Origin of the sequence: Methylophaga thalassica MP (genome assembly GCF_000214595.1) — a bacterium.
Lineage (GTDB): Bacteria > Pseudomonadota > Gammaproteobacteria > Nitrosococcales > Methylophagaceae > Methylophaga > Methylophaga thalassica.
In genome coordinates this window covers 549185-561769 of the sequence record NZ_AFIG01000001.1, presented here as the reverse complement: position 1 = coordinate 561769, position 12585 = coordinate 549185, and the positions used below count along the sequence as shown (strand labels likewise).

Annotated in this window: 8 protein-coding genes; 2 read left to right on the top strand and 6 right to left on the bottom strand. The window is 43.7% G+C overall.

Going from position 1 to position 12585, the window contains the following annotated elements; genetic code table 11:
• The first annotated feature begins 252 nt into the window (after positions 1-252).
• Complete coding sequence (gene mrcB, locus MAMP_RS02645; protein WP_007144430.1) at positions 253-2607, top strand: penicillin-binding protein 1B; 2355 nt, start codon at positions 253-255, stop codon at positions 2605-2607.
• Positions 2608-2619: 12 nt separating this feature from the next.
• Positions 2620-3174 (top strand): tetratricopeptide repeat protein, encoded by a 555-nt coding sequence (locus MAMP_RS02640; RefSeq protein ID WP_007144429.1) that lies wholly within the window; start codon positions 2620-2622, stop codon positions 3172-3174.
• Here MAMP_RS02640 and MAMP_RS02635 read toward each other — a convergent pair.
• From MAMP_RS02635 to grpE, 6 genes are all read right to left on the bottom strand, one after another.
• Positions 3171-6704, bottom strand: a complete 3534-nt coding sequence (locus MAMP_RS02635) for a transporter substrate-binding domain-containing protein (RefSeq protein ID WP_007144428.1) — start codon at positions 6702-6704, stop codon at positions 3171-3173. The two genes, MAMP_RS02640 and MAMP_RS02635, sit on opposite strands and share 4 nt — an antisense overlap.
• An 11-nt stretch (positions 6705-6715) precedes the next feature.
• Positions 6716-7765 carry an HD domain-containing phosphohydrolase gene (locus MAMP_RS02630; protein WP_007144427.1) on the bottom strand — a complete coding sequence of 350 codons (1050 nt, stop codon included), beginning with the start codon at positions 7763-7765 and terminating at the stop codon, positions 6716-6718.
• Positions 7766-7904: 139 nt separating this feature from the next.
• Positions 7905-8711 carry a 4-hydroxy-tetrahydrodipicolinate reductase gene (gene dapB / locus MAMP_RS02625; protein WP_007144426.1) on the bottom strand — a complete coding sequence of 269 codons (807 nt, stop codon included), beginning with the start codon at positions 8709-8711 and terminating at the stop codon, positions 7905-7907.
• A gap of 44 nt (positions 8712-8755) precedes the next feature.
• Positions 8756-9868, bottom strand: coding sequence for a molecular chaperone DnaJ (dnaJ, locus tag MAMP_RS02620; protein WP_007144425.1), 1113 nt, complete (start codon positions 9866-9868; stop codon positions 8756-8758).
• A 90-nt stretch (positions 9869-9958) separates the two neighbouring features.
• Positions 9959-11878, bottom strand: a complete 1920-nt coding sequence (dnaK, locus tag MAMP_RS02615) for a molecular chaperone DnaK (protein WP_007144424.1) — start codon at positions 11876-11878, stop codon at positions 9959-9961.
• Between the two features lie 99 nt (positions 11879-11977).
• Positions 11978-12517: a nucleotide exchange factor GrpE gene (gene grpE, locus MAMP_RS02610; RefSeq protein ID WP_007144423.1), complete on the bottom strand. Its 540-nt coding sequence runs from the start codon at positions 12515-12517 to the stop codon at positions 11978-11980.
• Positions 12518-12585: the final 68 nt, after the last annotated feature.

The window sequence follows — 12585 nt, the reverse complement described above, 5'->3', positions numbered from 1 at the left end:
AGGCGTGCCTGTTTTGACGAACTGTAAAAAAAGTAATGACTTAGAGCACAAGCGTATCGGTTTCCATTGCCCTGATTTATCTACAAACAGGATCAGACCTCTGACAATTTTCACTGCTGCGCGTTTTAACGATTCGTTTCCGCTGAACGCCGCATATTAAGGAGGACTGTTATCACTTAATGCCAACATCATGTTTTAATGTTGTTATTGAATTACCGCCTGAACAGGCTCGTATCCTAAGCTGAGAATCTCATGGCTCAAAAGAAAACGCCCGCTAAAAAACGTACACGCTCAAAAAAAACAAGCTCCCGAAGAAAAAAACAAACTGGTTTCATCAGTCGCTCAAGCTTACTCAAGATCGCTTTTACGATCCTCGTTCTGCTCGGTTTGTTAACGCTGTTTCTTGATGCTCAAATCCGTAGCCAGTTTGAAGGCAAACGTTGGGCGGTTCCTGCCAAGGTGTATGCACGTCCACTGGAACTATATGCGGGTGCGCCAATATCGATTGCTGACTTAAAAATCGAGCTGAGAGGCTTGGGTTATCAGTTTACCAACAAAGCCGCCCAACCGGGGCAAGCCGCATTTTCGACATCAAAAGCCATTATTGCAACTCGGGGATTCCGCTTCAGTGACGGTATGGAGCCGGCAAGAAAACTGATTCTCGATTTTGATGGCCAAGGCCTAACACAATTGAGAGATTACCAGGGGCAGGATGTGCCGTTGGTTCGGCTTGAACCCGTACTCATCGGTGGTATCTATCCCTTAAATAACGAAGATCGGGATCTTATCCAGCTGAAAGATGCGCCGCCGATGCTGACCGAAGCCTTGATCGCGATAGAAGACCGGGATTTTTATCAGCACCACGGTATATCGCCTAAAGGCATTGCTCGTGCGATGGTTGCTAATATTAAAGCCGGTGGTTTTGTGCAAGGTGGCAGTACGTTAACTCAGCAATTGATCAAAAACTTTTATCTGACCTCGGATCGCAGCCTTGTCAGAAAACTCCTCGAAATTCCCATGGCTTTGTTATTAGAACTTCATTATGGCAAAGATGAAATTCTCGAAGCTTATTTAAATGAGGTCTATCTGGGACAGGATGGCTCCCGAGCCATTCATGGTTTTGGTTTAGGAGCACATTACTTTTTTGCTCAACCCCTACAAGAACTGAAATTGCATCAGTTAGCGCTACTGGCTGGACTAGTTAAGGGGCCCTCTTATTATGATCCAAGACGTCACCCTGAACGAGCGAAAAAAAGACGTAACCTGGTATTACAAGTGTTGTTTGAGCAAGGGAAAATCACCCAGCAACAATATCAGCAAGCTATCAATGCGGATCTTGATGTCGTCAAAAAAGGTACCTTATTAAAAGAAGCCTACCCGGCGTTTCTGGATTTAGTAAAACGACAACTTCGTCGTGACTACCGTGATGAAGATCTGAATTCCGAAGGTTTACGTGTTTACACCAGCCTGGATCCCATCACTCAAAGCCATGCTGAAACGTCACTCAAACAAACCATCAGCACTTTGCAACAAAGCTATGGCGCCAAACTGAAACCATTGCAGGGCAGTATGGTAGTCACGGATCCACAAACGGGTGAAGTACTTGCGGTTATTGGTGATAAAAACACCCGTTACAAAGGATTTAACCGCGCATTAGACTCGCTTCGCCCAATCGGCTCCCTAGTAAAACCCGCAGTGTATTTAACCGCATTAGAGCATGGCAAAACGCTGGCCAGTATTGTTGATGACTCAAGCTTGACGATGAAACTGCCTAATGGGCAAACATGGAAACCACAAAACTTCAGCAAACAATCACACCAACAGGTCATGCTGATTGATGCCTTAGCCCATTCTTATAATATTGCAACTGTTCGCCTTGGTATGGAGGTTGGCTTAAAAGAAGTGATTAACACATTAAATCGGCTGGGTATTAAACGTCAGTTAGATGCTTACCCCTCTCTTTTACTTGGCGCACAAGGACTATCCCCCCTCGAAGTAGCGACCATGTATCAAACGATTGCTGCCAATGGTTTCCAGACACCTGTACGAGCGATTCGCACGGTGACAGATAGTCAGGGCGAAGCATTATCCAGCTATCCATTCCAGCTACGTCAAACTATTGATGCTGATGATGTTTATCTAATTCAAACCGCCATGCAGGAAGTCACTCACAGCGGTACTGCTGCCAGCATTTATTCCGTATTACCGAGCAGTATCAATACTGCCGGAAAGACAGGAACCACCGATGACCAGCGCGACAGTTGGTTTGCAGGATTTAGTAACAATCGTTTAGCCGTCGTCTGGCTAGGCCTGGATGATAATTCACCCTTACCGTTTACCGGTTCCGGTGGTGCACTCAGAGTCTGGAAGAGCTTTATGAAAACTCAGCCGCTTGAATCATTTGAGGCACCGTTACCAGACGATATAAAATGGCTATGGATAAACGCTGAAACCGGTTTACTGTCTGCTGAAAACTGCGAAGGTGCAAGGCTGCTACCCTTTATTTCTGGATCAGAACCGACTGAAGCATCCGAATGTATGACAAAACCAGATGAATCATCTAACCCAGTGACACGTTCATTGAACTGGATCAAAGACTGGTTCTAATAAGGTATAACAATGACAAATTATGTATCACGTTTTTTTGTAACGGGGCTTATGCTAAGTGTGCTTGCTGCCTGTACAACATCGCCTTATCAACCCTCACAACCACCAGTTGATGATCGTAGTAACCTGCCTCCTCAACAGCCAACGCCTGAAACTCATGCCTATCCGCCTGTGGAAGAAGCCATTCCTGGACAATCTATCCCTTCACACCAAGCGCCACCACCGCAAGCTCAGTTGCCACAAAAACAAAACCCTGCTGTTATTGCTTTACTGGACAGGGCTGAGCAAGCAAGAGTCAGTGGAGACTTAAGAAGTGCGCAGAATAACTTACAACGAGCACAACGAATTGCCCCAAGGGATCCTAAAGTCTATTACTCTTTAGCTCAGACGCATATGAGTCTGGAAGATTATGACTTAGCAGAACAAGTCGCCTTAAAGGGCGTGTCGTTATCCTCAGGTAATCAAGTTCTTCTGAAACGTTTCTGGCAGTTGATCACCGAAATCAGATTACGGGCTGGCGACGTCTCCGGAGCAGAAGTAGCTAAACTGAGAGCCCAGAAATACTAATCAGACTGACTTAAGCGCTTATATAGGAAGGGATAATCGGACAATAAGTCGGTCATGCCCTGAATATCGAATACTTCTACTTTATCCAGAAGTTGCTGGGCATAATTGGCTAAAGGTGTGAATTTCTCTTTATCTGCGACTTGGTTCAGGTCCGAAGCAAAACGTTTAATTTCACTCATATTATTGCTTTCTTTGACCATCTTCCAAATCGGCATTTTGCTCTCCATAAAGCCGAGAATAGTCGGTAATACACTAATTTCATGTTTCGATAAGACGGGCATCTGATCATTAGCGTGAGCCATGTCTGAATCACTAGGCTGTTCATGCACTAAGAATTCGGCCAGCTTATGGTAGAGTTCGGCCTTTTTGACTGGCTTACGGATATGCGCATCAAAATGCTCTGATTTGAGACGATCAAAATCATCCTTCATCACAGAGGCTGTGAGCGCAATGACCGGGATATCAAATTCTGCCTTAATTTTTTCTGCCGCCTGATAACCATCCATCACGGGCATACGTAAATCCATCAACACTAAATCAATAGGATGATGTTTCATCGCTTCAACCCCTTCTTTACCATTTTCGGCCTCAATAATTTTCAGTGCAGAAGTAGAGAAACTCTCAGCTACCAAGCGCCGGTTATCTTCAATATCATCAACCACAAGAATGGTTGCCGGAGCAAAAACCGGCAATGTCGGCTCGCTGTAATTATTCAATGTTGTTTCAGCAGCAATCGCTGCCACAACGACATTATCCAAGTGCACAGTAAATATCGACCCTTTGCCCAATTGACTCTTGACGGTAAGCGTCCCACCCATCAGTTTAATGAGACGACTGCAAATCGATAATCCCAACCCCGTGCCACCAAACTTGGCGGTATCCTGACCTACTGTTTGATTAAAGTCTTCAAAAATTCGGTCTAGTTGATCTTCTGGAATACCAAGACCGGTATCTTCCACATCGATACGCAGCCCTAATTTACTGCCGATATTATTTTTATTATCGACACGTGCCCGCATGGTTATTCGCCCTGACTCAGTAAATTTAACGGCGTTTCCTAATAAGTTGAGCAATACCTGGCGCAGTCGAACCACGTCTAACATCAGACTTTGTGGAATTTCTGCATCTACTTCTAATACCAGCTCTACGCCTTTATTTCTCAAAGGCACACTGAAAATATGGGATAACTCTTCAAATAAGACGTGCGGGTTTGTCGCTGCGTAATTAATCTCTAATTTTCCCGCCTCAATTTTGGATAAATCGAGAATATCATTTATTAATAACATTAAATCATTGCCGGCAGACTGAATGGTTTTTACATAGGATTTTATCTTGTTGTCTTTGACCTGCTCATAAAGCAGTTCGGTAAACCCAATAATGGCATTCATAGGTGTACGAATTTCATGACTCATATTGGCCAGAAACTCAGATTTAGTGCGATTAGCGACCTCGGCTTTTTCTTTCGCCTCCAGCAACTGTGCTTCCATCTCCAGCCTGTCCGTGAGATCCACCGCAATACCCAACAAGGCATCTTGATTCTGATATTTGATGGGCATGATAGACACCATCATTGAGCGTTCTTCACCATCCAGTTTTTTAAACTGGACGATTTTCTGATCGACAAACCCTTTTGTTCTTATATCTTCCAGAACATCCTCACGCTGACTTGGATTGGCGTAAAAATCGAGAATATTAAATCGCTCCAATTCATCTATTTGTAGGTTGTAATCTAATAAGGCTTGCGGGTTACCAGTAATAATCTGGCCATCATAGCGTGTCACCGAAATTTGCAAGGGAAGATGATCTATCAATGTTTTTGTCTGTGCTTCGGCCGCTTCCCGCAAACGAATCTGAGCAGCGAGCTTTCTATTCCAATATAAAATCCATGCTACTACTACCAGAAATACTGCAATAACCTTCAAAACAAGACTGTAATCAACGATCGTTGCGTATTTATCTTTTCCCCATTCATCCAGAATACGTTGTTTCTCTGTAAGCGAAATCGCATTAAATGTGCGATTAAAAAGACTCACCATAGGCTGATATGCCTCACTAAAGCCGAATGCAAGAGAGGTTTTAAACCCGGTTTCACCCACTATCCTGATATTATTAATCCCCATCTCTGCAATGTGATAGCTGGCTTGTGCCAATGTTGCGACCAATGCATCTACTTTTCCCGTAGACACAGCTGTTAGGCCATCCTGAATGCTCATGACTTCGATGAAGTTAATTTCGGGATACTGGTTACGAATATTATTCACATAACCATATTCATGAATGACCGCAATTTTTTTCTTTTTTATGGAAGAAAGACTTTCGACATAGACATTGTCATCACGCATCACGACAACAATCGGACTATTTAAATACGGCCTGGTGAAAGTAAGAAACTGACCCAGAGTGGAATCACTGGTTTCTGAAATCATATCGACTTTACCAGACTTAATCAGATCAATAGATTCAGTCCAACTGGACGTTGGAACATACTCAATCGTGATACCCAGCTTCTTTTCTATCAAATGCAAATATTCAGCAACAATACCAATATAGTTGCCATCTTTATCAAATGCTTCGTAGGGCAACCAATTTGGATCACCCGTAAAGCGAATTGTTTTATGTTCGTTTAACCAGGCTTGTTCAGTCGGTGACAGGATAATATTTTTGGAAACGCCTTCTGCGATAATATTTCGTTTGAACCACTTGTCATCAATACTACGTTTTTGCACAGCAGAGATAGCCAGCAAACCTTTATCAATAATGGATAACAACACTGGCTCAGATTTCTGCGTAGCCATATAGAGATTCTCACTCCCTAAATAGCGTGTTGACTGTAAGGGTTCGATATTCAGGATCCCTTGTCTATCCAGCTTGTAACTTAAGACTGCATAGTAGTCATACAATAAGTCGGCTTTGCCATTTAAAACCAGCTCAATAGCCTCATCTGCTGTGTTGGTTTCAACAATATTGAGTTCAGGGAAATAACGTTTAATCGTACTGATGCGAGAGTCATCTCTCGGTAAAGCGACCCGTAAATTATCCAGAGAGTTTTTGTCATCCAGCTTGATATCACTGCGAATAAAAAAATACTCTACTGCTTCGTGATAGGGACTGGAAAAAGCCATATATGAAGACTTTTCCTGTGTCATAAATACGGCGGGTAGTAAATCAATTTCTCCCGCCACAAACTGTTTAAGGTGATCGCGCCAAGTACCCGTCTCCTCATATTTGAATTTCAAACCGGTTAACGATGAAATAATATTAAGGTAGTCTCTAGCTATACCCTGATACTGGCCTTTCGAATCAATAAAATCGTAGGGTGGCCACTCAGCGCCTCCACCGACAATCACTACTGGATGTGTTTCTATCCAGTCAATTTCTTCCTGCGTTAGTAATACTGGTGTCTGATACTGTGTTTTAACCGTTTCGTTATCCGCCATAACAGTCGAGCTAAACAAAGTAACGACCACATTTAATAACAGAAAGAACAAAGTGATAAACATCATTCTTTTTGTTATTAAATCATCATTCATCTTATATGCTTCTATTTCACTATTTCAGCAAACTTATCAAGATTCTGTATCATCAAGTCCACTAATTCAGGATCAAAGTGAAGACCTCGCTGTTCTTTAATGAACTCAATAGCCTCATTCACAGACCAGGCAGGTTTATAACAACGTTGATGGGTTAAGGCATCAAACACATCCGCTAATGCCACGATACGACCATATATGTGGATATCATCGCCCTTTAGCGCTCTCGGATAGCCACTGCCATCCCATTTTTCATGATGTTGATGAGCAATAATCGCCGCTGATTTAATTAATTTACGTTTGGAACCAGACAATAATTTATAGGCATTAGTGGTATGCGATTTCATGATCTCAAACTCTTCCGGCGTATATTTCCCTGGCTTATGAAGAATCTCATGAGGCACTGTCATCTTACCGATATCGTGCATCGGTGAAGCATGATAAAGGGTATCTGCATCCATATCCGTTAATGTCGGATGAAGTTTTGCCAATAATGCTGAGATTTCTGCTACACGACGTATGTGTTTGCCTGTTTCATCTGATGTCGATTCCATCAGCTCAGTTAAAAACCAGATTAATTCTTTTTGGCTGTTTTCTAATTCAGATAATAATCGAGCCTGGGCGAAACGGGATTTTGTCTCAAGGTCAATATTTTGTTGTTCGAGCCACTTTTTGGTTTGGTATAGCTGGATATGGGTTCTGACACGTGCTAACAGCTCAGCAGCATGAAACGGTTTGGTCACATAATCGACCCCGTCAGCCTGAAATGCCTTGGCAATCGAGTCAACATCGGCTTTGGCCGTGAGGAATATGATAGGAATATCCTGATATTGTGAGCTAGCCTTTATGCGTTTACAGGTTTCATAACCATCGATACCAGGCATCATTATATCGAGCAGAATAAGGTCAAAATCAGCATCATCACTATTGAGAATTGATAATGCTTTTTCGCCACTATTGGCAAAAGAAAACTCATAACTGTCTTCTCTCAGCAAATTCATAGCGACCTGAATATTGTCAGGGACATCGTCAACTATGAGAATCTGAGCATGTGGTGCCATCAATCCAACCTGTTAATGCGTTGGTTCGATTATATAAGTAAGTTAAGAGAAAAGTACAATACCCTGCATGAAGCAGGGTATTGGTAAAGAAATTTAGAGATCAGAAGCAGAGCTCTAACAGAAAATTGTCAGTCGGAATTTAAGATAAACCTAAGACATCCTGCATATCAAATAACCCATTTTGCTTCTGCATTAGCCAGCTAGATGCACGCATGGCACCGAATGCAAAAGTCATACGACTGGAAGCTTTATGGGTAATTTCAACCCGTTCACCTTCGGCGGCAAACATAACTGTATGGTCACCCACAATATCGCCTGCGCGAACCGTGGCAAACCCAATCGTATTTCTGTCACGTTCTCCGGTACGTCCTTCACGACCATAAACAGCACACTGTTTAAGATCACGACCTAAAGCATCGGCAACCACTTCACCCATACGCAATGCGGTGCCCGATGGCGCATCAACTTTATGGCGGTGATGTGCTTCAACAATTTCAATGTCGACATCGTCACCTAAGACACGTGCGGCAATATCCAATAATTTTAATGACAGGTTCACCCCAACACTCATATTGGGTGCCAAAATGGTCGCTATTTGCTTTGCCGCATCTTCGATCGCTTGTTTTTGGTCTGCATCAAAGCCGGTTGTACCGATAACAGGTCGACATTGGTGAGCAACACAAGCAGGTAATAAAGCCATCGTGACTTCAGGCAAAGTAAAATCAATAATGATGTCGGAGTCTTTCGTGGCTTGTTCGATATCTGAGCTAATTGCAATACCCAGTTTACCTACGCCTGCAACTTCACCTGCATCAGCGCCTATTAGCGAGGAATCGGCCCGATCTATCGCCGCACTGAGTTCTAAACCTTCAGTCTGTTCAACTGCCTGAATCAGGCAACGCCCCATTCTGCCAGCAGCGCCATTAATCGCAATCTTAGTGGCCATAATTATTCCTTTTTCATTTCGCCTGATGATGTCTACACATCATATTATTCAAAAAAACGTTTTACCGCATCCAGCCAGGAGCTATGTTTCGGGTTGTGCTTTTCACCGCCCCCTTTCAGATCGCCCTCAAACTCTTGCAGTAATTCTTTCTGTTTTTTTGATAACTTCACGGGGGTTTCAATAATAACCCGACATAAAAGATCGCCGGTTGCGCCACCACGAACTGACTGCACACCTTTACCTTTCAGGCGGAATTGCTGGCCAGTTTGCGTGCCTTCTGGAATCTTCAGATTGGCTTTGCCTTCCAAGGTCGGTACTTCCACTTCACCGCCCAATGCCGCAGTGACAAAACTCAATGGCACATCGCAAAATAAATTTGTACCATCACGAGTGAAGACATCATGTCGGCTGACTGACACTTCCACATACAAATCACCAGCAGGGGCACCGTGAGTACCCGCTTCACCTTCACCCGCCAGACGGATACGGTCGCCTGTATCGACACCAGCAGGGACTTTCACTTGCAGTGTTTTTTCTTCCTGAACCAGCCCCTCACCATGACAGTCTGGGCAAGGCTCTTTAATCATTTTACCTGTGCCCCGACAATGAGGACACGGCTGTTGCATGGTGAAGAATCCTTGCTGAATACGTACCTGACCATGACCACCACAGGTGGTACAGGTAACAGGCTGTGTGCCTTTCTTGGCACCACTGCCATCACAGGTGTTACATTCAACATTGACCGGAATACGTATCTTCGCCGTGGTTCCGGCAACGGCATCTTCCAATGACAAATCAAGACGGTATCTTAAATCAGCACCGCGATAAGCCTGCTGTCGGCCACCGCCACCACCGCCGAAAATATCATTAAATACATCACCAAAAATATCGCTGAAGCCGCCACTACTTCTGAATCCTCCACCCATGGATTGATCCACACCCTCATGACCAAACTGATCATAGGCAGCACGTTTTTGACTATCAGATAAAATTTCGTAGGCTTCTTTGGCTTCCTTAAACTTGGACTCAGCTTCAGCATCATCGGGATTTCTGTCCGGATGATATTTCATCGCCATGCGACGATAGGCTTTTTTGATTTCAGCTTCAGTCGCCGTGCGTGATAATTCTAAAACTTCGTAATAGTCTCTTTTGGCCATTATTCTTTTTCCCAACTACCTAAAACGACAAAACAGGCGCCGGAAATTCCTGACGCCTGTTTGCCATGCTCAACATAATCTCGTTAAAGATTATTTTTTGTTGTCGTCGTCAACTTCTTCAAACTCAGCGTCAACGACGTCATCACCTGCTTTTGCATCATCGGCTTGGCCTGCATCAGCACCGGCTTCTGCATTTTCTGCATAAGCACGTTCTGCTAACTTGCCAGCGACTTCACTTAAAGCGGTTGTTTTTGCTTCAATGTCGTCTTTGTCTTCGCCTTTAATCGCTTCTTGTAAAGCGGCGATCGCTGATTCAATTTTTGCTTTTTCATCAGCTTCAACTTTATCACCTAAATCTTTAAGTGATTTTTCTGTGCCGTGAATTAATGCATCAGCTTGGTTACGTGCAGTCACTAGTTCATGGAATTTACGATCTTCATCCGCATGCGCTTCTGCATCTTTCACCATTTTCTCAACTTCTTCATCAGATAAGCCACTAGACGCTTTAATCACGATAGATTGTTTTTTGCCTGTCGCTTTATCTGCTGCTGATACGTTAAGAATACCGTTAGCATCAATATCAAATGTCACTTCGATTTGCGGTGTACCACGTGGAGCAGGAGGAATATCTGCCAAGTCAAAACGACCCAGTGATTTATTCGCTGATGCCATTTCACGCTCACCTTGAAGCACATGAATGGTTACCGCGGGTTGATTGTCCTCTGCTGTTGAGAACACTTGATTCGCTTTTGTTGGAATCGTGGTGTTTTTCTCAACCAGTTTAGTCATCACACCACCCATGGTTTCAATACCCAGGCTCAGTGGCGTGACGTCAAGTAACAATACGTCTTTAACATCACCTGAAAGCACCGCTGCCTGGATAGCAGCACCCACTGCAACCGCTTCGTCAGGGTTCACATCACGACGAGGCTCTTTACCAAACATTTCTTTAACCGCTTCCTGCACTTTAGGCATGCGGGTTTGACCACCGACTAAAATCACATCGTTGATTTCAGATGTAGATAGGCCGGCATCTTTCAGTGCCATTTTGCAAGGCTCCATGCTGCGTGAAATCAGGTCTTCAACCAATGATTCCAACTTAGCACGAGTTAAACGCATTTCCATGTGTTTAGGACCTGATGCATCCGCTGTTATGTAAGGCAGGTTAATATCTGTTTGCTGGCTTGAAGACAGTTCGATCTTCGCTTTTTCAGCCGCATCTTTCAGACGTTGCAGAGCCAATGGATCTTTTGCCAGGTCAACACCTTGATCTTTTTTGAACTCAGCCACTAAATAATCAATGATGCGTTGGTCGAAATCTTCACCACCTAAGAAGGTATCACCATTAGTGGCTAATACTTCAAATTGGTGTTCGCCTTCAATATCCGCAATCTCAATGATTGATACGTCGAATGTACCACCACCTAGGTCATAAACAACAACGGTAGAATCGCCGCGTTTTTTATCCATGCCGTATGCCAGTGCAGCAGCGGTTGGTTCGTTGATAATACGTTTAACTTCAAGACCGGCAATTTTACCCGCATCTTTGGTTGCCTGACGTTGTGAGTCGTTGAAGTAAGCAGGTACAGTGACCACCGCTTCTGTGACAGGTTCACCCAGAAATTCTTCAGCGGTTTTCTTCATTTTCATCAGAACACGTGCTGAAATTTCAGGTGGCGCCATTTTTTTATCGTTAACAGACACCCAGGCATCGCCATTGTCTGCTTCAACGATTTTGTAGGGCACCATATCGATGTCACGCTGAACGACATCTTCTTTAAACTTACGGCCAATCAAACGTTTGATACCGTACAGTGTATTGTTTGGATTAGTGACCGCCTGACGTTTTGCAGACTGACCAACTAAGACTTCGTCATCTTTTGTAAAAGCAATGATTGATGGCGTAGTGCGATCGCCTTCGCTGTTTTCGATAACGCGTGCTTTGCCATCTTCCATCACTGCGACACAGGAATTTGTTGTTCCTAAGTCAATACCAATAATTTTTCCCATTTTTATACTCCATCAATCTTGTATCTTGCTGGCTATTTAAGCCGCCTTCGGATAAGTAATTGGGGGATAAAATTAAAATTTCAAGCCCCGAATGTATTTTTATTGAGAGACCACAACCATTGCCGGTCGAAGTAAACGGCCATTGAAGCTATAACCTTTCTGCATCACGCTAATGACATGGTTGGCTTCAATGCCATCGGCAGGTTGCATAGACACAGCCTGGTGTAACTCAGGGTCAAACGGTTGGCCCACAGGATCAACCTGTTCCAAACCAAGCTTGCCAATATTATCGAGTAACATTTTCATGGTCATACTCATACCATCGCGAACTGCATCTAGCGTCGCTGATTCTGACTTAGCCGCATTTAAGCCAAGTTCAAGGCTGTCACAAATGGGTAAAAGCTCATTCACAAACTTATCTAAAGCGTGTTTATGGGCATTTTCCAGGTCCCGAGCATGACGGCGACGAACATTTTCCAGATCAGCACGAGCTAATAACACCTGGTTCCAGTTTTCTTCTGCTTGTTTTTGTGCTTCTTCCAACAACTGCTCTGTTGTTTTTTCTGTTTCTGATGATGCCTCAGTTTCAGCTTGCTCACTCGCTTCTACTTCTGGCTTTTCAATTTCTTCATTGCTCATGATGATGTATTCCGCTTTGCTTCTAACAGAACGTCAATCTGGGGGTAAAAAATTTGATTTCAAGGAAA

Excerpts from the sequence above, each read along its gene's own strand:
- dnaJ (WP_007144425.1), bottom strand. The coding sequence starts at position 9,868 with ATGGCCAAAAGAGACTATTACGAAGTTTTAGAATTATCACGCACGGCG.
- MAMP_RS02630 (WP_007144427.1), bottom strand. The coding sequence starts at position 7,765 with ATGGCACCACATGCTCAGATTCTCATAGTTGACGATGTCCCTGACAAT.
- MAMP_RS02635 (WP_007144428.1), bottom strand. The coding sequence starts at position 6,704 with ATGAATGATGATTTAATAACAAAAAGAATGATGTTTATCACTTTGTTC.
- dapB (WP_007144426.1), bottom strand. The coding sequence starts at position 8,711 with ATGGCCACTAAGATTGCGATTAATGGCGCTGCTGGCAGAATGGGGCGT.
- dnaK (WP_007144424.1), bottom strand. The coding sequence starts at position 11,878 with ATGGGAAAAATTATTGGTATTGACTTAGGAACAACAAATTCCTGTGTC.
- grpE (WP_007144423.1), bottom strand. The coding sequence starts at position 12,517 with ATGAGCAATGAAGAAATTGAAAAGCCAGAAGTAGAAGCGAGTGAGCAA.
- MAMP_RS02640 (WP_007144429.1), top strand. The coding sequence starts at position 2,620 with ATGACAAATTATGTATCACGTTTTTTTGTAACGGGGCTTATGCTAAGT.
- mrcB (WP_007144430.1), top strand. The coding sequence starts at position 253 with ATGGCTCAAAAGAAAACGCCCGCTAAAAAACGTACACGCTCAAAAAAA.